17 protein-coding genes and 8 pseudogenes are annotated in these 23,066 nt (G+C 59.2%); 11 read left to right on the top strand and 14 right to left on the bottom strand.

Annotated elements, in window-relative coordinates:
- Window positions 1-154: pseudogene (locus AC0YKC_RS33015) on the bottom strand (IS5/IS1182 family transposase); the annotation flags it as partial.
- A gap of 5 nt (window positions 155-159) precedes the next feature.
- Window positions 160-908 (bottom strand): annotated as a pseudogene (locus tag AC0YKC_RS33010) (transposase); the annotation flags it as partial.
- A gap of 329 nt (window positions 909-1,237) precedes the next feature.
- Between AC0YKC_RS33010 and AC0YKC_RS33005 the strand changes: the two are divergent.
- The gene (locus AC0YKC_RS33005) at window positions 1,238-2,467 is read left to right on the top strand and encodes an ATP-grasp domain-containing protein (RefSeq protein ID WP_488514118.1); all 1,230 of its coding nucleotides are present in this window, start codon (window positions 1,238-1,240) and stop codon (window positions 2,465-2,467) included.
- Between the two features lie 280 nt (window positions 2,468-2,747).
- On the opposite strand, the pseudogene tnpC reads toward AC0YKC_RS33005, so the two are convergent.
- The 3 genes and pseudogenes from tnpC to AC0YKC_RS32990 form a co-directional block, all read right to left on the bottom strand.
- Window positions 2,748-3,508: pseudogene (tnpC, locus tag AC0YKC_RS33000) on the bottom strand (IS66 family transposase); the annotation flags it as partial.
- A 380-nt stretch (window positions 3,509-3,888) separates the two neighbouring features.
- Window positions 3,889-5,089, bottom strand: a pseudogene (locus tag AC0YKC_RS32995) (IS91 family transposase).
- Between the two features lie 12 nt (window positions 5,090-5,101).
- Window positions 5,102-5,983 carry a tyrosine-type recombinase/integrase gene (locus AC0YKC_RS32990; protein ID WP_488514117.1) on the bottom strand — a complete coding sequence of 294 codons (882 nt, stop codon included), beginning with the start codon at window positions 5,981-5,983 and terminating at the stop codon, window positions 5,102-5,104.
- A gap of 310 nt (window positions 5,984-6,293) precedes the next feature.
- Between AC0YKC_RS32990 and AC0YKC_RS32985 the strand changes: the two genes are divergently transcribed.
- From AC0YKC_RS32985 to AC0YKC_RS32965, 5 genes are all read left to right on the top strand, one after another.
- A complete protein-coding gene (locus tag AC0YKC_RS32985; protein WP_488514116.1) occupies window positions 6,294-6,977 on the top strand; it encodes a hypothetical protein in 684 nt (227 codons plus the stop codon).
- Window positions 6,916-7,539 (top strand): tyrosine-type recombinase/integrase, encoded by a 624-nt coding sequence (locus AC0YKC_RS32980; protein ID WP_488514115.1) that lies wholly within the window; start codon window positions 6,916-6,918, stop codon window positions 7,537-7,539. Before AC0YKC_RS32985 ends, AC0YKC_RS32980 begins: the two co-directional genes overlap by 62 nt.
- A complete protein-coding gene (locus AC0YKC_RS32975) occupies window positions 7,536-8,480 on the top strand; it encodes a tyrosine-type recombinase/integrase (RefSeq protein WP_488514114.1) in 945 nt (314 codons plus the stop codon). Before AC0YKC_RS32980 ends, AC0YKC_RS32975 begins: the two co-directional genes overlap by 4 nt.
- 9 nt (window positions 8,481-8,489) lie before the next feature.
- Entirely contained in the window at window positions 8,490-8,663 is a 174-nt protein-coding gene (locus tag AC0YKC_RS32970) for a hypothetical protein (RefSeq protein WP_488514113.1), read from the top strand.
- A 180-nt stretch (window positions 8,664-8,843) separates the two neighbouring features.
- Window positions 8,844-9,434, top strand: coding sequence for a tyrosine-type recombinase/integrase (locus AC0YKC_RS32965; protein WP_488514112.1), 591 nt, complete (start codon window positions 8,844-8,846; stop codon window positions 9,432-9,434).
- Between the two features lie 158 nt (window positions 9,435-9,592).
- Here AC0YKC_RS32965 and AC0YKC_RS32960 read toward each other — a convergent pair.
- The 3 genes and pseudogenes from AC0YKC_RS32960 to AC0YKC_RS32950 form a co-directional block, all read right to left on the bottom strand.
- A pseudogene (locus AC0YKC_RS32960) lies at window positions 9,593-10,466 on the bottom strand (IS66 family transposase); the annotation flags it as partial.
- A 75-nt stretch (window positions 10,467-10,541) separates the two neighbouring features.
- The gene (gene tnpB / locus AC0YKC_RS32955; RefSeq protein WP_488514111.1) at window positions 10,542-10,886 is read right to left on the bottom strand and encodes an IS66 family insertion sequence element accessory protein TnpB; all 345 of its coding nucleotides are present in this window, start codon (window positions 10,884-10,886) and stop codon (window positions 10,542-10,544) included.
- 103 nt (window positions 10,887-10,989) lie between these two features.
- On the bottom strand, window positions 10,990-11,262 hold the full coding sequence (locus AC0YKC_RS32950) for a transposase (RefSeq protein WP_488514110.1): 273 nt from the start codon (window positions 11,260-11,262) through the stop codon (window positions 10,990-10,992).
- An 82-nt stretch (window positions 11,263-11,344) separates the two neighbouring features.
- Between AC0YKC_RS32950 and AC0YKC_RS32945 the strand changes: the two genes are divergently transcribed.
- The gene (locus AC0YKC_RS32945) at window positions 11,345-12,508 is read left to right on the top strand and encodes an IS110 family RNA-guided transposase (protein ID WP_488514109.1); all 1,164 of its coding nucleotides are present in this window, start codon (window positions 11,345-11,347) and stop codon (window positions 12,506-12,508) included.
- Window positions 12,509-13,004: 496 nt separating this feature from the next.
- On the opposite strand, the pseudogene AC0YKC_RS32940 reads toward AC0YKC_RS32945, so the two are convergent.
- Window positions 13,005-13,133: pseudogene (locus AC0YKC_RS32940) on the bottom strand (IS256 family transposase); the annotation flags it as partial.
- 640 nt (window positions 13,134-13,773) lie between these two features.
- Between AC0YKC_RS32940 and AC0YKC_RS32935 the strand changes: the two are divergent.
- Together AC0YKC_RS32935 and AC0YKC_RS32930 are read left to right on the top strand one after the other, a co-directional pair.
- Window positions 13,774-14,432, top strand: a pseudogene (locus AC0YKC_RS32935) (transposase); the annotation flags it as partial.
- 452 nt (window positions 14,433-14,884) lie between these two features.
- Window positions 14,885-15,052: pseudogene (locus AC0YKC_RS32930) on the top strand (IS110 family transposase); the annotation flags it as partial.
- Between the two features lie 577 nt (window positions 15,053-15,629).
- Here AC0YKC_RS32930 and AC0YKC_RS32925 read toward each other — a convergent pair.
- From AC0YKC_RS32925 to AC0YKC_RS32905, 5 genes are all read right to left on the bottom strand, one after another.
- On the bottom strand, window positions 15,630-16,460 hold the full coding sequence (locus tag AC0YKC_RS32925) for a PDR/VanB family oxidoreductase (protein WP_488514108.1): 831 nt from the start codon (window positions 16,458-16,460) through the stop codon (window positions 15,630-15,632).
- Window positions 16,461-16,651: 191 nt separating this feature from the next.
- Entirely contained in the window at window positions 16,652-17,611 is a 960-nt protein-coding gene (locus AC0YKC_RS32920; protein WP_488514107.1) for a sterol desaturase family protein, read from the bottom strand.
- A 115-nt stretch (window positions 17,612-17,726) separates the two neighbouring features.
- The gene (locus tag AC0YKC_RS32915) at window positions 17,727-18,551 is read right to left on the bottom strand and encodes a 3-methyl-2-oxobutanoate hydroxymethyltransferase (RefSeq protein WP_488514106.1); all 825 of its coding nucleotides are present in this window, start codon (window positions 18,549-18,551) and stop codon (window positions 17,727-17,729) included.
- Between the two features lie 405 nt (window positions 18,552-18,956).
- Window positions 18,957-19,400, bottom strand: a complete 444-nt coding sequence (tnpA, locus tag AC0YKC_RS32910) for an IS200/IS605 family transposase (protein WP_488514105.1) — start codon at window positions 19,398-19,400, stop codon at window positions 18,957-18,959.
- Between the two features lie 289 nt (window positions 19,401-19,689).
- Window positions 19,690-20,822 (bottom strand): IS3 family transposase gene (locus tag AC0YKC_RS32905; RefSeq protein WP_488514104.1). Its coding sequence is split into 2 segments (ribosomal slippage): window positions 19,690-20,567 and window positions 20,567-20,822, totalling 1,134 coding nucleotides; the frame shifts between segments, so codons are not numbered across the junction.
- Between the two features lie 241 nt (window positions 20,823-21,063).
- On the opposite strand from AC0YKC_RS32905, the gene gcvA reads away from it, so the two are divergent.
- Window positions 21,064-21,987, top strand: coding sequence for a transcriptional regulator GcvA (gene gcvA / locus AC0YKC_RS32900; protein WP_488514103.1), 924 nt, complete (start codon window positions 21,064-21,066; stop codon window positions 21,985-21,987).
- Window positions 21,988-22,615: 628 nt separating this feature from the next.
- A partial coding sequence (locus AC0YKC_RS32895; protein ID WP_488514102.1) for a transposase occupies window positions 22,616-23,066 on the top strand: 451 nt, incomplete at its 3' end.

Genomic DNA, 23,066 nt, shown 5'->3' with positions numbered 1-23,066 from the left:
CCGTCGTGTCGACGGTGATCCGCTCCAGCGAATTCGGCTTGGCGGTCGCGCTGTCGAGCGCCGCCTCGACGCTCGCCTTCAGCATTTCTTCCAGACCCTCCGGTCCAATCCGCTTGCGCCAACGTGTCATCGTGCTGGCGTCGATCGGCTGCTCGCCCTTTCCTCGGTGAGAAGCGCATCACGCTCGGCCTCCACCGCCTTGATCTGGTCGAGCAGCAACTCAAGCCGATCGAGTTCGCGGCGATCTGGGCCTTCAGATGGTCAGGCAGGGGGCGGCCATCACCAGTCTTGAGCTCCTCAAGCCGCTGTCGTCGGTCGCGGCGCAGTGGTTTGTAGTCGGCGATTCCCTGGCTGAAGAGCAATCCCTTGAGGCGATTGACATGGAGTACCCGCTCGGCGGTCAGCACCTTGCGCTCGCGACAGATACGGCGACGGTCCTCCTCCTCAGGGGTCGGCACCTTGACCATTGAGCAGACACGCGGTTCCGCTCGCTTGTCCGCCAGTAATGTACGCACCAGCGTCTCACCATCGATCCGGTCGGTTTTTGCGCGGCGTTGTCGGCGCAAGACCATGACCGAGGCGGGGTCGACGATATGGCTTTCGATACCTTCCTTACGCAGCACGCGGTCAATCCAGAAGCCGTCGAGACCGGCCTCTTGGATGACGATCAATGGGAAGGACTTTCTGGTCCGCGCCTGCGCCCTTTCCTGAAGCGCTGCGGTAAAGCGTGCCAACAGCCCCGCGATATCGCCGCCGCGTAACGTGTGCTTCGATATCTATTCGCCGCCGCCCGGCGACAGTGACGTGATCAGCCACGTCGACTTACTCAATTCCATTGAAACGAATATCGCGCCAAGATCGGTGCGGATAGCGACGGGTGCTGCGGGTCGGTCGGCTGCAACAAGCATGATTGCCCTCCAAGAGTGCGCTTTAGCAACCTCACTCTGCCTGAGTGCGCACCTTGACCTCAAAGACCCCAATCAGAAGGGCTCTAAAGTAGGAACGAACGCGAAGCATGATCACTGACTGAAACAGGCGTCCGTTAACATCAATTCTCCGAAATTTATCGACCATCGCGGATAATCGAATGTGAGGTGATCGTCCAAACAAATTTACAAAACCTTCACGACCGCAAACCGCTGACGATGGTACGCTCTCACCGCAAAGTCTGAGGTCAGGGACGAATGAAAAACTGATGCCATCTTGCGCTCATGTCGCAACGTCAGAGTAAAAGTCAATGGTAAGAAGAGCACTAATCCTAGTTGAAGGAAATACGACGGGTACCGATCTTCTCTACTGCCAAGCGGCCAAGTGCCTTGGCTTTCATCCAATTATGTTGTCGGCTGATCCAACTCAGTATGACTATCTTGCGGGGGAAAGCGTTGAGGCGATCCGTGTTGATACAGACAATCTCGATGCGCTGATCCACGAATGTTCCAGGCTGCGTGCGACCTGTGACATCGCTGGCATTACGGGTGCTAGAGAGGCCGTTTATGCGACAGTTTGTAAGCTCTGCCGGCATTTTGATCTACCGGGACCGAACCCCGAATCCATTGAACGATGTTGCGACAAATTCGCTCAACGACAACTCCTCGCACAGGCCGGAGTTCCGGTGCCAGCTTACCGCTTGGCAACTACTGCTAAGGAGGTAGAAAGCTCTGCTGCAGAGATCGGATTGCCGGTGGTTCTAAAGCCCGCGGCTGGTAACGGCAGCAGCGGAGTCCGATTGTGCCGCGACGTCGATGAGCTAGCCGAACATGTGAGCTATCTGCTCAGCGGAACGCACAAATGGCGGTCTCCAGCGAGGATACTTATCGAAGAATTCGCACAGGGCCCCCACTATACTGCTCAAACAATGGGAGATAAAGTTATTGGAATTGGGGCCGCTGATTTCGGCCCGCTTCCCCATTTCGTCTATCGACAATTCACCTTTCCGGCCATGCTGCCTGATGAGGAGCACAAGCGCTTTTCCGATGTTTCACTGAATTGTTCGCGAGTTCTCGGGCTTGGCTGGGGGCCAACGAACATTGAATTCCGGTTGACGGAGCGTGGCCCAGTGGTCATTGAAGTCAATTCGCGTCTTAGTGGCGCTCCCGTACCTCAACTGATTCAGCTGGCTTATGGTGTCGATCTCATCACGGAGCATATCAAGCTTGTCATTGGCGACGAATGGGATTTATGCAAAAAGCATTCGCAGACTGCGGCCGCGCGGATCCTAGTTCCTGATCGCAATGGAACCCTCGATTGGCTCAGTGGTGACAGTCGGGCGGCTGATGTACCAGGTGTCGCCGAGGTCAAAGTGTATGTTGAACCCAAGACGCCCATTATCAGGAAAGGCGATTCTCGAGACTGGATCGGATATGTCATCGCCGCTTCACCCAGCTTTGCTGAGACCGAGGCGATACTCCAACATGCCGTCGACCTGATCAATTGGTCGATTACACCTTTTCCGACCGTTGGCGAATAGGAACAATGGTAGCCCTCACGTAGTGTTCTGAGAGTTCCGCAAATTCACTGAGAGAGGGCGGTCATGGCAGGGTCACACGGGTAGGCGTCGGTCAAGGGTCAAGGGCGCTTTTCATCTCAATCTCGCTTCGGCTGACGGACCCAGGTTGGGCACGACTCATGACTCGCCGCGAGCGCTGACGGCTCAGGAAAAAAGCATCGAGGAGCGCCGGGGTGGTTTGGGTCATGCTACGTGTGCAGTCGTATCATTGATCCTGAGTCGTCAGGAGGGGGGTAAGCGGTTAGCTGTTGGCGTCTGGCTTGAAGTTCCAGGGCATGAGCATGTCGATTTCGGCTGCGGACCGGCGTTGAGCGATGCGGGTCAAGGTCTGGGAGAGCCAGGCGAGCGGATCGACGTTGTTCATTTTTGCCGTTTGCGAAGGGTGGCCAGGGTCGCCCAAGTTCGTCCACCGCCCTCGCTGCTGGCAAATAGGCTGTTTTTACGAGTAATTGTCTGGGGCCTGATGGCGCGCTCGACGATGTTGGAGTCGATTTCGATGCGACCGTCCGTGAGAAAGCGCTCCAGCGCCTCGCGCCGGGTGAGCGCGTAGCGGATCGCCTCGGCGATTTTGGATTTTCCGGAGACCTTGCGCAGTTCCGTTTCCCACAGCTCGAACAGGCTCGCGACGATGCCCGTAGATTTTTCCTGGCGCAGCGCAGCGCGGCTATCGGCATTCTTGCCGCGGACCTCATCCTCGATCTTCCACAGCTCGGTCATGGCGGTGAGCGAATCCGTCGCGACCTGCGAGACCTTGCTGATATGCAGGTCGTAAAGCTTGCGACGCAGATGGGCCCAGCAGCCCGCCAGTCTGACCGTTTCGTTGCTGCCGGATTTGGCCCGCGTCTTGGCCAGATTGGTATAGGCCGAGTAGCCATCCACCTGCAGAATGCCGTTGAATCCGGCGAGATGGCGCGCGACGCAATCCGCACCCCTGCTGTCCTCGAAACGATAGGCAACCATGGGCGGACTGGTTCCACCGTATGGTCGATCATCGCGCTTATGTAGATTTCTACATAAAGCAGAGCGTTTTTAGCTTGGCGTCGCGCAGAAAGGCGGGTGGCGAGAGCGCTGTGGCGGATCGCGACGGTGAGCTAAAAACGTGTTGGACTAAGCCGCCGGCACGGGTGGTCGCTATGGGCATTTAATTGAGGCCGCACCCGCGGACAGGCATCGCGTGGGCCGCAGACGCAGCCCGGACGCGGCGATTGCAGGTCGTATGGGTTGAAAGCGACACGGATATATCGGTTCCGGCCAAGTGAGGACCGACGCCACGCCCTGCCGAGAGGCGACCAGGAGGTGACGGCGCGCACCTTCGCGGGACCGGCTCGGTTTCCGGCCGAACGGTCCGGGCGATAGATGACGAAGAAAGCCGAGCGCTACCTTCATGACGTATCCCGGTATGGCGGTGGTCCGGTGACGCCGTCGAAGACTTCGATGACGATCATCTGCCCTTGGTGACAGGACGGGCATTGCCGCAGGGAGTGGCCCGTAAGGTCCTCGTAGCGGTCGCGATAGTCCCTTCCGATCGGGTCGACCGACGGCCCGGGAGCCGGCATGCCGAGCAGGTTGCGGCAGCGGGCGAGCTTTTGCGCGCGATGGCGATTGCCGAGAAAGCCGTAATAGCGGATGCGATGGAAGCCCTCGGGCAGGACGTGAAGCAGGAAGCGGCGGATGAACTCGTCGGCCGAGACGGTCATGACCTTCTGCCGATCACCATGCCGGTAGTCCTTCCAGCGGAAACGAACGGCGCCATCCTCGATGTCGACGAGGCGGTTGTTGGAGATGGCGACGCGGTGCGTGTAGCGGCCGACATAATCGAGGACCTGTTCGGGCCCGGCGAAGGGCGGCTTGGCGTAAGTCACCCACTCGGCCTTTCGAAGCGGCGCCAGATAGCGCCGGAAGGCGTTAGGCGCGCTCAGGTCCTGCAAGTCGGAGAAGAACTGCAGTTCGCCGGCCGCGAAGGCTTTCTCCATGTGCTCCAGAAACAGCCGCCGGAACAGGCGTGAGAGCACGCGGACCGGCAGGAAAAAGCCGGGCCTGCAGGCGATCCATCGCGTGCCGTCCGGCGAGAACCCGCCACCCGGGACGACGCAGTGCAGGTGCGGGTGGTGCAGCAGATTCTGGCCCCACGTGTGCAGCACCGCGAAGAAGCCGATCTCGGCGCCCAGATGTCTGGAATCGGCGGCGATGGTGCGCAGCGTCTCGGCGGTCGCGCGGAAGAGAAGGCCGTAGGCGAGCGCCTTGTTCTGATAGGCGATGGCGGCAATGGGTTCCGGCAGCGTGAAGACGACGTGGAAGTACTGCGTGTCGAGAACCTCGGCGCGACGGTCCTCCAGCCATTGCGCGCGGGCCAGCGATTGGCAGCGGGGACAAGGCCTGTCGCGGCAACTTGTTGAAGGCGATGCGCCGGTGGCCGCATTGATCGCATGCTTCGACGTGCCCGCCGAGCGCGGCGGTCCGGCACAGTTCGATCGCCGTCATGACGCGACGCTGGGCTGTCGACAGCGACGCATCATGCTGAGCGCGGTAGGCGTCGCCATAGCGGCGGAAGATGTCCGCCACTTCCGGCCCCCAGCGGGCCATCGGCGCGCCGCTTTAGAAGTATTGCGGCTTGGCGGGCGGCGGCAAGGTGGGCGCCGGACGCGGCAAGAGCTCGAAGGTACTCGACGTGGCGCAGACCTTGTTGGTGGCAATCCGCAGGTAATGGGCGGTGGTCGCGAGGCTCCTGTGACCGAGCAGCAGTTGAATGGTGCGCACGTCGGCGCCTGCCTCCAACAAATGGACGGCAAAGGCGTGCCGTAGGCTGTGCGGCGTGACCGGCTTGGACAAGCCGGAGAGGTCGTGCGCTTTCGCACACGCATGTCGCACCGCATCCCTGGTGATCGGCTCGCCAGCGCGGTCGCCGGGGAAGAGCCAGGCCACTGGCCGGCGCACCTTCCAGTAGCTGCGCAGGATCTCCAGGAGCTTGGGTGACAGCATCACGTAGCGGTCCTTCTGGCCTTTACCCTGCTCGACACGGACGACCATTCTCTGGCTGTCGATGTCCGTGGGCTTCAGCTGAATCGCCTCCGAGATGCGCAAGCCGGCGGCATAGCACGTGGTCAGGATGGCGTGATGTTTGATGTCGACGACACAGCCGAGGAATTGTTGAACTTCCTCGGGACCGAGGACGATCGGCAGCTTTTGCGGCTTCTTGGGAAGCGGCAGAACCTCTTCCGGCGCCCAGTCCCTCTCGAGCGTCACGCTGTAGAGAAAGCGCAGCGCCGCGATGGCGGTGTGGATCGAACCGGGCGCGAGCTTCTTCTCGTTGGTCAGATAGACCTGGTAAGTCCGAATGTCCTCGCGCCCGAGCAGGTCCGGCGACTTGCCGAAATAGCGAGCGAACAGCGATACCTGCTGCAGATACGAGAGCTGGGTGTTGAGCGCGAGGTTGCGCACCTGCATGTCCTCGCTCATGCGCTGGCGAAGTTGAGTCATGACGAGCTCCTTTGTCCGATGGAATGGGCTGCAAGCAGCCACCCCATGCTCGCGCAGTTGGAGCTCCTTTGGCATGCATGACCGACGCTACCGACGACGCAAGACCGCGCCTGGCGGTGCATCGCTTTCTTGCCGCTCCGCGACGCGGAGCGGGTTAGTCCAAGCGCGATTATGCGCACCCGATGATTATGCGCAGCTCACCGGGACATTTTTCCAGTTTTCTTCGGCAGATCAGTGAGATGGTAGCCGGCATTCAAACTGGGCGCTGCGCATAATCCTTCCGAGTCCAACAACTCGGAAGGAGATCAACATGCAAAAAGCGATCATCCTTCAGCCACGGCCCCGCGCTTGGCTGGAGGGCAGTATTCTTCAGCCCCACGTTTCGCAGTACGGTGAGCACTTGCAGCGAAGGCGATATGCGCCGAACACGCAGCGCGCCTATTTGTGCTGCATCGCGCATTTCGCCTATTGGCTGACTCAGTTGGGGTATGACCTGGAAGCGATCGGCCAGGGCGCCGTTATGCGCTTTCTCTCGGAGCACCTGCCGGCGTGCGCCTGCTCCGACCCGGTCCGTCGTTTGCGCCATGAGTTGCAGGCGGCACTGGGCCATCTTTTGGAGGTACTCGAAGCCGGCGGCGTGGTGCTGCAGTATCCTGCCCGCAATTCCGCCATCGAACAGGAGCTGACGCGCTTCGATACCCACATGCGCGACGTCTGGGGATTAGCGGACAACACCCGTCGGAAGCGTTGCCGAGTGGTTGGAAGACTTCTCGTCGAGCATTTCGGCGAGCAGCCGATCGCCCTGGCGACAGAACGCCGCATCCATCCGACGCTTCGGCCTTGGCAAACAGGGGCGAAGACCCACCACCGTCGCCGCGATCGGCGTTATCATTGGCTGCTATCTCCGCTTCCGCAGCATGTCCGGCGACCGGGTGAGCGAACTGAAGGCCGCGATTCCCCGGGTCGCCCACTGGCGGTTGGCATCATTGCCTGAGGTGCTGACCGGCGCCGAGATCGACGAACTGCTGAGTTCCTTTGATCAGGCGTTCCCGTCGCGCCTGCGGGCTTATGCGATGGTGCAGTGTCTGATCAATCTCGGTCTGCGATCCAGCGAAGTCATCAAGCTGCAGCTTGACGACATCAACTGGGCCGATGGCACGATCAAGCTTGTCGGCACCAAGAGCCGACGCGCGGATGCTCTGCCGCTACCGTCCGAGACGGGAGCGGCGATCGCAGCCTATCTGCACGAGGAGCGGCCCGCGACGTCGAACCGGGCCATATTTGTTCGCCATGTTGCCCCCTACGACGAGCCGATCACGACGAAGAGCGTCAAACGCGCAGTGCTGGCCGGCTACCGACGATGTGGATGGACGCGGACCGGTGTCCACATTCTCCGCCATAGCACGGCAAGCCGACTTCTGCGCGCCTGCGCGCCGATGAAGGAGATTGCGGACATCCTGCGGCATCGAAGCCTCGACACGTCCGCCATTTACGCAAAGGTCGATCTGACCAATCTTGCAGCCGTGGCGCTACCCTGGCCGGGGAGCGCGCAATGACCGGCGCGCGTACCATGCTCTCGCTGGCAAAGGACTATTTGTCCGAACGCCGCTCCCTTGGCTTCGCCCTCAGGATGGAGGGCCATCAAATCACCGCCTTCGCCTTGTTTGCCGACGAGCGCGGTCATAGTGGCCCGCTCACCAACGATATCGTCCTGAACTGGGTACAAGGCCGAGCCAAACGGGCCAGTCCTTTCTCATGGGCCCGGCGCCTCGAGGCCCTTCGCCCGTTCGCGAGGCATCTTGCTCGGCTCGATCCCGGCACCGAGTTCCCACAAACCGCGACCTTTGGTCGTTCACATCGCCGCCTCGCACCGCACATCTATTCGGAGCAGGAGATCTGCGACCTTGTGACCGCCGCTTCGCGCCTCGCCCCTGAGGGCGGGTTGCGGCCGGCAACCTACGCGACAATCTTTGGGCTGATCGCCGCTACGGGTCTGCGCCGGTCAGAAGCACTTCACATGCGCTGCAGTGATGTCAATCTCGATGGAGCGTTCCTTACGGTTCGGAACACGAAGTTCCGCAAGTCCAGGCATGTGCCCATACACGCCACCGTCGTAGCCAAGCTACGCCGCTATCTGGCGGTTCGGGCACGTCATGGTGCACTCACCGAGGACTCACCGCTGTTCCTGTCTCCGGCGGGCGGATTCATCGCGAAGCGGAGGATCAATAAGGTTTTCCAGAAGCTTCGCACCAACCTTGGTTGGACCGTGCGGGGCGGCCATGGCGAGGTGCGTATTCACGACCTGCGCCACACCTTCATTTGCCGCCGTATCCAGCTCTGGCACGAGCATGGCGCCGATATCGACAACGCCATGGCGGCGCTCTCGACCTATGTCGGCCACGCCAAGATCTCCGATACTTATTGGTATTTGACCGGCGTCCGGAACTCATGGCGGTCGCTGGCAAACGGTTCGAGCTGTTCGCCTCTACGGTTGTAGGGGGGCATCATGACTGACCCCAAGCTGGCATCGTCCTTCCCCATCCTGCTGCAACGCTTTTTCGTCGAGCATCTGGGCAATCAGCGAGCCGTCAGTTCGCGCACCATCGCCGCCTACCGCGATACCTTCCGATGTTGCTTGACTTCGCCGAGGCGACGACTGGAAAGGCGCCCACCCGGCTGACCCTGGCCGACCTCGATGCGCAGTTGATCCTAAGGTTCCTCGACCACTTGGAGAAGGAGCGGAGCAACGGCGCCCGTACTCGCAACGCCTCGCCTGGCGGCACTTCGCTCTTTCCTTAAGTATGCCGCCCACTACGATCTGACCGCGCTCCCCGTCATCGAACAGGTGCTGGCCATTCCCATGAAACGGTTCGACCGGCCGGTCCTCGGATTTTTGTCGCGCGAGGAGATGCAGGCGATCCTTGAGGCGCCGGATGCGCGGACATGGGCAGGTGAGCATCGCGCACTGTTCAGTCTGATGTACAACATCGGCGCCCGCGTGTCTGAAGCCATCGGCCTGCGCGTCGGCGAGGTCGCCGTCGATGGCTCGGCGGTCGCGCACCTGCATGGAAAGGGGCGCAAAGACCGCAGCGTGCCGCTCTGGCGTACGACCGCCAACCTGATCCGCAACTGGAAGCGCCGGTTGGATTATGGGGGTGAGGAGAACTTCCTGTTTCCGAACAGAGGCGGCGGATGCATGGCGCGTTCGAACGTCACCCAGCGCCTTGAACTTGCGGTCTCGGCCGCCGCGGAACGTTACCCGCAACTCGCGCGTCGCTCGATTTCGCCTCACACCATCCGCCATACCACGGCAATGCATCTTCTGCAGTCCGGCGTCGACATCAGCGTCATTGCCCTATGGCTGGGTCATGAGAGCCCCGCCACGACGCACATGTACCTCCAGGCGGATCTCGCCATGAAGGAGCGTACGCTCAACCGCTGCAGCCCATGACGGCCAGTCAAAGCCGGTATCGACCGCCGGACCAGCTCATGCAGTTCCTGTTGAGCCTTTAAAAATTATGCGCAGTTCACCAGTTGGAAATCGTTCGGGAAACCGATGGTTACACGCTCCTGTCCCGATGAGCTGCGCATAATCATCGGGTGCGCATAATCGCGCGCATAGGCCCATAACCAGGCTTTCATGGTCTTGCCGGCGCCTGGGACAAGGGTAGGCAAGGTCGTTTCGTCAGCGAAGATCCTTTCGCCCTCCTTGATGCGCTCAAGGATATAATCAGCCAGCATCTGCAGCTCGAAGCCCAGATGCCCCATCCACTGCGCCATCGATGATCGGCTGACCTCGACGCCATCGCGCAGATAGATCGCCTCCTGTCGGTAAAGCGGAAGGCCGTCGGCGTATTTCGACACGGCGATATAGGCAAGCAGCCGCTCTGTCGGGAGGCCGCTTTCGACGATGTGTGCCGGCGCCAGCGCCTGGACCACACCGTCACGATCCCTAAAGGCATATTTGGGACGGCGCGTCACGATGACCCGGAACTTCGGCGGCACGACGTCCAGCCGTTCGGATCGATCCTCGCCGATCAGAACCTTTTCCAGCCCCTCGCAATCGGCCGGGATTTCCGGCTCGAGGACTTCCTCGATGCGTTCGCGATGCGCGGCAAAGCCTCCCTTGCGCGGACGCGGGCACGCTTCGGCTTGTCCTTGACCGCGTGATCGAGTTCGCTCTGGATCGCGGAAAGGCCAGTCTCGACCTCTTCGAAGGCAAAGCAAGCCTGCTCGTCGTTAATTGACAGGCGCAGCCGTTCGGAACGCTTGCCGTATTGCGCGCGCTCCAGCACCTTCACGATCGACGTGAGGTTGGCGATCCGCTCGTTGGCGCGCTTCTCTCGAGCGCCGTCAGCCGCGCAACCTCCGCCGTCGCTGCTGCAAGCTGGGCTTCGTTTGCAGCCCGCTCGCTGGCCATCGCCAGGATCATCGCCTTCAGCGTATCGACGTCGTCCGGCAGATCGGGAGCAGGCAAAACCAAGCGGGAAGGAGAGCACAAAAACAGCCGCTTTCCCAACAATTACAACACCATGATTCATCTTGCCGCAGCCACGCTTCAACCCAGCGACAACGGCCGCCTACCCTTGGCCGGCCGGATCTTTTTCCAGTCCAGGCCAGCCAGAACCGCCATCAATTGCGAATGGTCCAGACGCATCCGCGCCGCCGACATCGCCGGCCAGCCGAAGCTGTGCTCTTCCAGGGTTTTCGAGTAAAGGCAGACCCCGCTGCCATCCCACCACACGATGCGGACCCGGTCCGCTCGCTTCGAGCGGAACACGTGAAGCGCTCCTGAGAACGGGTCGAGGCCACAGTCCCTCACCAGAGCCATCAACGATGCAGCTCCCTTGCGGAAGTCGACCGGCTGGCACGACACGTAAACGACAACTCCGGACGCGATCATGCCTTGCGCACCGCGCGCATGATCTTGACCAGACGATCGGGATCAACATCGCCGCCGACGCGCACCACCACGTCGCCGACGACGATTTCCACCAGCTCACTGCCTACCGCTTCAAAGCGCGTGAACCTGACCGGCTTAACCTGTCAGCGGCGAAAACCGCTCCAGACGCCAGCGCCTTGCGACGCCACGCATAGACCTGTGAAGGGTCCAGTCCGTGAGAGCGGGCAATCGCCGAAACATTGCTCCCCGGCGCCAACGCCTCCGCAACAAGCCGCGCCTTGTCCTCGTCTGACCAATGACGCGGCTTGCGCCGAGACTTCAAAGGCTCCGCCGTCAGAACCGCGAATGTTCGATAATGATTCACACTGTCGCTCATAGATCCCATGGGCTGGATCACGGCCGCCGTTTTTGCAGAATGAGTGGTCGCCCTACCAACCACCTAATCTGAGGAGACTGCGATGCTTAAGACCGATATCCCGACGACCGCCGTCCAAACCAATCTTGCCGCAATATTTCTGTCTTTGGAACTTTCGCGTTCGACATGGCTCATCACGTCGCTGTCACCGGGGAATGGCGAGAAGATGTCGAAGCACTCGGTGGAAGCTGGCAATATTGTCGGTCTAATTGAGTTGTTCTCGAAGCTGCAGGCAAGAAGCCGAGCCAGAACCGGGCAGAAGTATCCGATCATTACGATCCAGGAAGCTGGTCTCGATGGTTTTTGGGTCCACCGATCGCTCGAGAAAGAAGGCATCGAAAGTCACATCGTTGATGCGGCTTCAATCGCTACGCCTCGCCGCCGGCGGCGCGTGAAGACGGATCGTGTCGATGGCGAGGCGCTGCTGCGTGTTCTGCTGGCCTTCAAGAGGAAGGAACCGCGCGTCTGTGCGATGGTGCGGGCCATTTCCCATGAAGAGGAAGACCGGCGGCGGATCGGCCGGGAGCGAAAAGCGCTGATGGTGGAACGTGTCGGGCACGTCAATCGGATAAAGGGGCTTCTTTTCTCGCAGGGTATCAGCGATTACGAGCCCCTTCAGAAAGATCGACGCCAGCGCCTCAACGAACTGCAAACAGGTGACGGTCATATGTTAGCACAACATATGAAAGCCCAGATTGCCCGTGAGCTGGACCGGTTGGAACTGGTCATGGAGCAAATGAAGTTGGTCGAGGACGAGCGTGACGCGCTTATCGCGGAGCAAAGCGCAGACAAGACCAAACCATCGCCGGTCGCGATCTTGCTTGGGATCAAAGGCGTCGGTGCGGAGTTTGCGAACATCCTATGGTCGGAAGGTCTGTTCCGGCCCTTCGACAACCGCCGCCAGGTCGCGGCCTATGCAGGATTGGCTCCGACGCCTTGGCAAAGCGGCTCGATTAACCGCGAACAGGGCGTGTCGAAAGCTGGCAATCTGAGACTGCGCACGACTTTAATCCAGCTATCCTGGCTGTGGTTGAGGCATCAGCCGGATTCGGCATTGGCGCAATGGTTCAGGGGGCGTGTTGAACATAATGGTGGTCGCATGAAGAAGACGACCATCGTCGCGCTGGCGCGCAAGCTGTTGGTCGCGCTTTGGAAATATGTAAGCTCTGGGGTCATCATCGACGGCGCGGTGATAAAGGCCGCATAGCGCTTTCACTCTCCCCTTTAAGATACCACCAAGGCATCATGAACCCTGGTGGTTCCAGGCCGACGACCGAGAGAATCTTTGGCGAATGCCGTCTCATAGAATGGTTTTGTCGACCTGAGCCCTGCCCGCCGGAAGCGGTATGTTGGTGCAGCCGAAATAAACGGCGACCTATGTGAGGTGGATGAGGCTCGGCAAAACGAGCCGTGTCGCACAGTCGGGCTTGGAACCTGGAACCGATACTTTGAGGATGACGACATGTTTTAACTAACTTGACACAGATGTTCCCATGTGAGGATTCTCCGCATGACTCATGCAGAAAATGAGCCTTCAGAATCCCGCCCGCCACGTGGGGTGACCTACGCGCTTACTCTCAATCGGATTGAAGTCGGGACTGTAGGGTGTGTGGCAGGTAGAGCAGGCTCGCGCCTGCGGCCTCAATCGCGTCGCGCAGGTTGTGTGCGTCAAGTTCTGCAAAAAGGGGCGGCCATGGTAGAGGTCATGCGGCTTGGCGCAGAGCGAGCTTCTTGTGCTCGCGCAGGTCGTCCATGTTGATGTAGCGATTGGCCTCCATCCAGTTTTCGTTGGTCTCGACGGCCGGCGCCCTGACCAGGCGCAGGCAGCTGTCGCATTGCCTCACGGAGATTGTTACCGAGCGGCTTCGTTGCCTCACCTAAAATGTTACCCGTGAAGTCGCATTCCGGCATGATGCCTTCGCCATGAGGGAGGGATCATGAAGATGAAGATGACGCATTCCATGCGCATGGAACTCGCCAATGCAGTCCGGGATCGCTATGCGACCGCAGCGAATAAGGACAAGAGCAGGATCTTAGAGGAATTCATCGCGGCGACAGGGTATCACGAGAAATCCGCAATCCGTGTTTTGAACGGCGCGTCGAAGCCAAAGCATCGGCAGACTCGTCAACGGCCTTCGATCTATGATGAGGCCGCTCGAGGAGCCTTGATCGTGCTGTGGGAGGCGTCAGATCGAGTTTGCGGCAAGCGCCTGAAGGCATTGCTGCCCATTCTCCTGCCTGCGTTGGAACGCAATGGACATTTGAAGCTCGAGGAGGAGATCCGCCACAAAATCCTGTCGATGAGCGCCGCTACGATCGACCGCTTGCTCCAGATGCCGAGACGCACGGGCCGGACGAAAAAGCCGAGAGTTGTGCCGGAGCCGCGGCGGCGTATCAAAATGCGCACCTTTGCTGACTGGAATGAGCCGCTTCCCGGCAGCATGGAAATGGACCTGGTGGCTCATTGCGGGGAGGCGTATCTGTCGCGAACGCAAGTACTGACGACCGAACGGGTATGCCACGTCAACCGAATAAAGGGGCTGCTCTTCGCACAGGGGATCACGGATTACGAACCGCTCAACCGAGATCGCAGGGATCGACTTGAGGAACTCGTAACCGGAGATGGCAGATCGCTGCCGCCTCATCTTAAAGCCCAGATCGGCCGCGAGCTCGACCGCCTCGAGCTATTGCTCGCGCAGGTTAAAGAGATAGAGATCGAGCGTGACAAACTTCTGCATGCGGAAGAACGGGCCAAAGACATTGGCCCGGAGTTTACTGCTGTCCTCTGTCATGAAGGCCTCTTTCGACATTTTGACAATCGCAGGCAGGTGGCCGCCTACGCAGGCCTAGCGCCAACGCCGTGGCAAAGTGGCCAAGTCGACCGCGAACAAGGTGTGTCCAAAGCTGGCAATCCACGGTTGCGAACCACCATGGTCCAGCTCGCTTGGCTTTGGATACGCCACCAGCCGGGGTCGAACCTTACACTCTGGTTCCAATCCAGGCTGAGACGTAACGGAGGTCGCTTGAAGAAGACTACGATCGCCGCGCTCGCGCGAAAGCTCCTGATTGCTCTCTGGAAATATGCGACATCCGGCGTCATCATCGAGGGCGCCTTGATGAAAGCCGCATAACCAGCTGTCTCATTCCCAGGGCCTGATCAGTCCTGACGGATGCAGGTGGACGAACCGCATGGCAGGCTGGCCTAAAACGCCGCTCACTCAGAATGGTCTCGTCGCCTGAGCCCAGCCGCCGTAAGCGGGATATTGGTGCAGCCGTGAAAGAGCGGCGACCGAATGTGAGGTTGATCTGCTCGGTTAACGAGCAGAGTCATGCAAGTCGGGCTCAACCTGGATCCCATAATTTGAAAGGGCATCGATACGACAAGCTAATCCCACTTGACCGGCGCTTCCCCATGTGAGCCTGCCATGACCGCCCCCCTCTCAGCGAATTTGCAGAACTCTCAGCACACTACCGTCGCGCACGCCGGCGCCTTGTGGGCGAGCAGGTTGGTGGGGTGGACGCCCCCTCACGGCATCGCTGTGCCAAAGTGGTGTCGTTGATCATCACTTGAACGGAGGCGTCCATGTTGGAAGTTAACACAATCGGATTGGACCGGGCGAAGAACGTGTTTCAGGCGCACGGCGCGGATGCGTCGGGAGCCACCCTGTTCCGCAAAAAGTTGCGCCGCGATCACGTGCTTCGGTTCGTAGCTGAGCAGCCGGCTTGCACGGTGGCGATGGGAGGTTTGCATCAAAGACGCACACGTGGTTATATTAACTGGGAGGAGTTCATGGCCAATCAGAGACGCCTCACGCAACTCAATGCTGCGGGCGATATGGACAGGCAAATCGCGAAAATATTGGATGACGAGGGCATCCGCTCGGCGCGAGGCAAGCTGTTCAGCTATGAGAATAGGCTCTTACGCCACCGTTGGGGAATCCCGACAGCCAAGATCAACGGCGTCGCAGCCAATCCGCCGCGCTGGCCTGATGGAACCTACTCTGTACAGGGCGCAGCCGCTGCAATCGGCGTGACGGCTCAGACCATCTTCGACTACCTCGCCTAGGGTCTTGTCCACGGTCGGCAAAGCACGAAAGGCCAGCCTTGGCAGATCAGCCTTTCCAGCGACCAGATCGATCAACCTCAACGCCGGCTGCAACGGACCAGGCGATCAAAGAAAGGTGCATCATGAAGCATTCGCGGATTCGGTGCCCGGGACTTACATTCTCGCGCTGCGAGTGATGACGACAACCGCATAACACGTGGCAAATTTAGCCAGCCTATGTTGGCATCTAAGGTGAACAGCATCCGCGGATATTACAGCACTCCTAGGCGTCAAGAACTAGAATGCCTGTCTTGGCCCGAGAGACGCAGGGGCACATCTGGTTGTTGGCCGCCTTCTCTCTAGGTGAGAAAAACACGTCGCGATGGTCCGGTTCGCCCTGGAGGACACCCGTCGCGCAGGAACCGCAAACACCCTGACGGCATGAAGAAGGTATATTGACTCCCTGCTTCTCAAGCACTTCGAGAATACTCAAGTCGGCGGGTACAAAGAAGCTTTTCCCCGAGCGGGCCAGGCGAACCTCGAAGGTCGTTTGTGGACCGACCGATGCCGCCGGATCGGTCGAGAAACGCTCTATATGGACAGCCGCCGCCTGCCAACTCGCCAGTGCTGCCGCCTGGGCCAAGGTCATAAACCCATCCGGTCCGCATAGATAGAGATGGCCCTCAGCTCGCGGAACGGCAAGCAACTGGACAAAGCGGTCCTTTATGGCGGCGCGCTCCAATCCGAAATGAAAATGTATCTGATCGGAATAGCTTGCTTGGGACAGTTCGTGGCGAAACGGCGCCTCTTCGGGCGACCGGGCAAAGAAATGGAGCTCAAAACTTCTCCCTATCCGTGCGAGGCGGTCGGCCATCGACAAGATTGGTGTGATTCCGATTCCTCCTGCTATGAGAATGGTATGCGCCGCGGCTTCGTACAGGGGGAAGTTATTGCGCGGCCGGCTTATTTCCAGCTGGTCGCCTGCCGATACCATTTCATGCATAAACCGAGATCCACCGCGAGAGGATACCTCGAGCTTCACCGCAATTCTGTAATTGGCGGCGTCTTGGGGATCGCTGAATATGGAATAAGTCCGCGACAGACCTGGTTTCATGTAAACTTCCACATGAGAACCAGGACCGAAGGGGGGCAACATCGATCCACTCGCTGGGCTAAGCACGAACGAGCGTACATTGAGTGCCTCATCGCGCACAGCAGCAACCCAAACGTTGAGCGTTGTGGGAACGGGAGCGGTCTTTCGAGCACCGCCGAACGCGCGTGACCAAATACTCATATCTTAAATGCTCACTTGCCACTGAGCCGTTTTCGCATTTGTTCGGTGGCCTCAGCTGTACCGTTATGGAATGAGCCAAACCACTTGTCCCACGGAACGTCTGCTGAACCATAATTGCACTCGAAAAAGCGATGATGGAGTTGATGATAAAAACTTCCCAACGCTAGCTGCTTTTTGTCGTGAGCCAGAAGCTCTTCGAAGCCCGAATGCGAGGCGAGCGGATTCAATACCTGTTGATGCATGTGGAACAGCATTAGGATTGGGCTTGACGGTACTACCACGTGAATGAGACACGAGGACAGGTATAGGACATGCTCAATCGGGTGCATGGAGAACCCCGACCACGGCCCGGTCGCGATATTGCGGTGATGGACCGAATGGACACGCCGATAAAGCGGCCCCCAATGCAGAAAGCGATGGACCCAATAGAAGTGGAATGAAAGCCAGAACGGGGTAAGCAGAAAAAGAGCTACCCCTACAATCGGGTTTTGGGAAAAGTTCAGCAGTGGTATGTGGCTATTACTGAACGCCCAGAAATACAGAACCTCGTAGGCGGTCCAGGTCGTAACACCGCTCGCAAGCGACCAGAACATGTTGTCCCACACCTGGTTACGCAACGTGAATATCTTCTTATTTTTGGCAAATTCCTGCGCGATAAATTTGCGCTTCTTTCCCTGCAGCTTGTAGGTGTGAAGATAAAGGTGCAGTCCGCCGGCGACGATCGTGATCAGCGCAAAGTTGCGCAGATAGATCTGCGCGATCCATCCGATCTCGAATGTGGCGCATCGCTCAAAAGCAGGTTGAAGGTAGTTGGCGGTGAGAACGGCGGTGCCCAAGGTGACCAGCGTCATCGACAGTTCGAGCCAAGACTTCGCAAACCACCTGATTATTGCGACGGGCCGCAGAGGCCATTCAAACACCGGTGAATTCGGAATCGGCAAATTGGGATGCCAATTCCATTCCTCGCTCATTGGAGCCTCGTCGATAGTTAAGTTGGAAGAATTACAATCCATGACCGTTGCCTTTCCGGAGTAATTCCGCAGGACTATGAAGCCGGATGCGACCAGCGATATCGTGCATCTTCGGTCAGCCCGATACTTCCAGCTTGTTTTTGAATTTCTCTAGTTCCACCGGGTCCATGCGCACCACATGGCCCTCGCCAGGATAGTTTCGGCGTTCGACATCTTCGCGAAACGCCTTCAACGCGCGCATACGCTCGAGGGAAATTTGCTCGCGCATGGCGCGAAGATTTCCGTAGACCTTTGCATGCCTGGGTGGCCTGGCGCTCTCTCCGCAGACATCCTCCATGAACAGAAACTGTACGTCTCCGGCACTGCCGGCGCCAATCGAAAACGTGACGAGGCTGGTGCGGGGACTTATTTCCGCGAGCACCTCCTGTGGCACGACTTCGACCTCGACGGCGAAAGCACCTGCGTCCTCCAGCCGCTTAAAGTCTTCGAAAAGCTTGAAGGCTTCGTCCGCGGTGCTCCCGACGGCGCGCAGCCCCCCTATCCATGTGCTGTGTCGGGGTACGAGACCAAGATGCCCCATTACGGGAATATTCATCTCGGCTAGGATCGACACCATGCGCAGGCTGCGAAGGGTGTATATCGCGTCTGCACCTTGATCCAGGGCCTCGAACGCCGCATCAATAGCGGACTCTTCGCTTCGGTAGTCGGTAAACGAAAACCCCGTATGCAGGAATGTTTCTGGTGCACCCTTCCGAACCTCGCCAGTAAGCCCACCGGAGGTCGTTATGATGTCTATTCCCGCCTCGCGCGCAGCCGCGGCTTCATCGGCGGTGGAAGCTGTCACCTGGCTAAACTTGCGTTTGCCCTTCGCCGCACGAAGATCCGCGACGGTCAGATTGCGAAGTGCCGGCTTTCCGCCAAAAGTATAAATTCGTTTCATCGACTCGCCGGGGGATTAAGGTGATCAAGCAGCGACTGATCTGGATGTAGGGACCGATCGCCGCAATTCTGCTCTACCTATGGGACACCGCAACGCAAATTAGTATTGACCTGGCTCAGGAAATATGAGTCACGCGTTTTCTCCTCCTGTCGCTTGGAAACGACTCTTGACTGGGATCTTTGGAATTCGCCGGTGAGCGGTCGCGAGCAGACAATCAAGCCATTGCCTCCGTTCATAGCGCTGGGCGCGCGCGATCTGAGAGTCTCTTCGGGATGGTGGCGCCCGACATTGACGCTGGGGGCATCCGGGACCGGCGCTATGAGCCAATAACCCCCAGCAGAGCTGGGGGTTTGAAGGGGAACCGCCATGGGCGCTTATGAAGGATTTTGGGACAAATAGTTGGACTTATGAGGATGCGAGCTTCAGTTGCATCTGGTCCAACTGCTTGTCGGTCAATTCCTCATTTCTGATGTAGGCGCGGATCATCTCCTCGTCCCGCCCGACAGTCGAAACGAAATAGCCCCTCGCCCAGAATTTGTGACCTAAGAAATTGCGCAGCTTGCGCTCCACATTCTGCGCAATCCAGATCGAGCTTTTCTCTTTCAGATATCCGATCACCTCGGCCACCGAATATTTCGGCGGGATCGATATCAACATGTGCACGTGGTCGGGCATCAGGTGCCCTTCCTCGATCCGACATTCCTTGCGCTGGGTAAGCTCGTGGAATACTCTTCCCAACTGTCGGCGGAGTTGCCCAAACAGCGCTTTCTTGCGGTACTTCGGCGTGAACACGACATGGTACTTGCACTCCCATGTCGCGTGGTTCAGGTGATTATGATCCTGTGACATTGTGATCTCCTTGAGGGGCCTCGCGGTTCCCCAGGGAGATCCTATGACGCTGCTACCCTATTCCCGCAGCCGTAGAACTTCCTTTATTCGCTCCGGCAAAGCCGGAGGCTTAGCGGGAGAAGTTAGGATGAGCCAACGCGCGTGGGCGAGAGCTGGCTTCGTTTGTTTGGACAGCGCCCTGCGGAATGGTTTCCTGCCGGGTTACGTTGAACGCAGGGCTTTGCGATTTTGCTGCGGCGTCGGGAGGGCGAAGCCCGACCAGAGCTGCAGCAAAATCGCGCGGCGACGATCATGCGGCTGTCGCCATCGCGTGCGCGCCGAAGTAAGCCTCGTCGGGCGTGCGCCCGTCAAGGCTCGAATGTGGGCGTCCTCCATTGTAGAAGGTCAAGTATCTGGAGATCGACGCACGCGATTCTGACACGCCGTCGTAGGCGCGCAGATAGACCTCCTCGTACTTGACCGTCCGCCAGAGACGCTCAACAAACACGTTGTCGCGCCAGGCGCCTTTGCCATCCATGCTGATGGCGATCTTCGCGTCCAGCAGCACACCCGTGAAGTCGAGGCTGGTGAACTGGCTGCCCTGATCCGTGTTGAAGATCTGTGGCCTGCCGTATCTCGCCAGAGCCTCCTCGAGCGCGTCGACGCAAAAGGCCGCCTCCATCGTGATCGAGACGCGATGGGCGAGCACGCGCCGGCTGAAGACGTCGATGACCGCCGCCAGATAGACGAAGCCCCGTCGCATCGGAGCGTAGCTGATGTCCATGGCCCAGATATGGTTCGGTCGCTCGATCTTCAGCCCCCGCAACAGATACGGATAGACCTTGTGACCCGGCGCGGGCTTGCTCGTGTTCGGGCGACGATAGATCGCCGAAATCCCCATGCGCTTCATCAGCGTCGTCACATGGCGGCGGCCGACCGAAACGCCTTCGCGCCGTAGCAGCGATCGAAGCATCCGCGCTCCCGCGAACGGGTAATCGAGATGCAGTTCGTCGAGCCGACGCATCAGCGCCAGGTCCTCGGCCGAAACCGGCCGAGGCTTGTAGTAGACCGTGCTGCAGGCCAGCTTCAGCACCTTCGCCTGACGCACCACAGGCAGAGTGTGGTCACGGTCGATCATCGCTTTGCGCTCAGCAGGCCGGCCTTGCTGAGCGCGCCGGACAAAAAATCGTTCTCCAGCGCCAGCTCACCGATCTTGGCGTGCAACGCCTTCAAATCGACCGGCGCCTCGCTCGAACCCGCCTTGTCCTGCCCGAACACGCCCGCGGCGCCTTCGAGCAATTGGTTCTTCCAGGTCGTGATCTGGTTCGGATGAACGTCGAACTGTTGCGCCAGCTCCGAAAGCGTCTTCTCCCCCTTTACCGCGGCCAATGCCACCTTCGCCTTGAATGCCGGTGAATGCGTCCGGCGGCTTCTCTTCGTCATCTCAACTCCTGATTCCCGGCGAGAATCCTCGCCAATCTCAGGCAGAAAATCCACTTATGCCACTGTCCGATTTTGCCGAGCCAGCTCTGTGCGCTCTGCATCATCGCGGGTGCTAGGAGCAGGGGCAAAGCTCAAGGGAATGGATGGACGACAAGTGGCTCGAGAAGATAGAGTGAGGTGGGAATGGCCAGCCGCTTTTGAGCACGGGTGCCCGGCTGCGGACGCTATGAGAGGAGAGCTTGTGCCTGGAGGTGATCTACCACCCCTGAATGCATTGCGTGCTTTCGAAGTCGCGGCACGACACCAGAGTTTTATCGCTGCGGCCGATGAGCTATGCGTTTCCCCCGGTGCAGTAAGCCGCTATGTCAAGCTGCTCGAACAGCGACTTGGCGTGCAACTTTTCCGGCGCAACGCCAATGGCATCACCCTTTCAGACGATGGCGCCAAATACGCCTCGAAAATGAACGACATCTTCGCCCAGATTGCGGCCGCCACTAGCGAGGTCAGGAGGGTGGAGCACAGCCCTATGCTTGTTGTGTCCACATCGCCGATGTTCATGGAACGGTGCCTCGTACCCCGATTGGACCGCTTTCGGAAGACGAATCCCGCGATCGAACTCCGCATTGAGTTTCACTATGGTCAAATCCCGAGCGTGGTACATGACGGCGTGGATGTCTATCTGACGCACTCGGACGGCGACCATCCCGGGTACGAGGTGGAAGAGCTGTTCGGTGAAGATCTTTTCCCTGTTTGCAGTCCTCAGCTGGTGCAAGGAAGTGAATTGCCGTTGAGTCCACCGAACCTTGCCAAGCATAAACTTCTTCATGACATCTATATGGAGAGTGATTGGAGGGATTGGTTTGCGGCCACGGGGGTGAATATGCCGCACGATCCAGGGCTTCGATTTGCGTTGTATAGTGTCGTAGTCCAGGCTGCTGTGGGCGGGCTAGGCGTTGCGATGGGCCATAGCGCTCTGGTATCCGACGAGCTCGCCACAGGGACACTGATTGTCCCAAACCCGACCAGAATACGCTCGCGTGATCGTTTCCACATCGCGACCAAGCCGGGAGCTATGCGCAGCCGCAAAGTCCGGGCGTTCCACGACTGGATTCTCAAAGAGTTCCGCACTAATGATGTGGCTCCGACAAGCACTTATCGCGCATAGGTGTCGTCGACAGCGTGCAAATGATTTACAACGTCTTCGAACAGGGTCCTGAAGGGCGGCTGTTCCCAGCCTGCATTCGCCGTAATGTTGGCGTGATTGTGCGGCCCTCGATGAGCGCGGCCTCGCCGACAGATCCACGCCGATAAGGTCTTTCCCGAAGGCCACTTCCGACAGAATTACTCCAGGGCGAACGTAAGACGGAGGTCGAAGAACATGCGCGGAAAGTCGTCGACAATCTGGCTATCGCGCCCGACGCACGCGTAGACGGCTCTTCGGTTCGTCCTTAGCCGCCTCGCCAGAGCAGCTGGACATGGCGCTCGTTTCGAATCCGAATGCGCTCGGCGTGAGGTGCGCGCGTTTGCGGAGCAACCCGGTTGGTGCCGACGGATCAACTTCACTTTTCCACGGAAGCACCTTTCGTACGCCTCCGGCGAGAACCGGCGAGAGCCGCCTTGCGCGAGCATGGCACGGTAGCGAGTCTGCGCTCTTAACGTCGTCCTTACGAGCGTAGTTAGTCGGCGCTGAAAAACATCTGAAAGCCTTGTAGGGCAAGGATTCCCAAGAGGTTTGAAGTATCGGAGAATGCGGGAAATCGACTCCGATTCGCTTCTTTCCCGGTGTTTTATCGTTGCCTCCATCTGGTCCATCACGTGACAAGAATGATCTTTTCCGCGAGCGCCTGGATGCGATCCTCAACATGAGGCACGCGCTGGTGCGGTTGTCGGGGTTGATGCCGTGGGCCCGGTTTGATGAGGCGTTCGACCGCTTCTACCGCCCGGTCGGCAGGCCGGCCAAGCCGACGCGATTGATGGTGGCGCTGCATTACCTCAAGCACGTCTACGATGTGTCGGACGAAGAGGTGGTGGAGCGCTGGGTGGAGAATGCGTACTGGCAGTATTTTAGCGGTTTCGAGTTTTTCCAGCACGAGGCGCCGATCGACGCCAGCACGATGACACGTTGGCGCAAGCGGATTGGACCGGAGGGTCTGGAAGAAATGCTGAAGGCGAGCGTCGAGGCGGCGCTCGACAGCGCGACCGCCAAGCCGAATTCGCTGGAGCGGATCACCGTCGACACGACGG

The sequence above is a fragment of the Mesorhizobium sp. CNPSo 4661 genome, from assembly GCF_057784215.1.
This window is presented reverse-complemented; position numbering and strand designations above follow the sequence as displayed.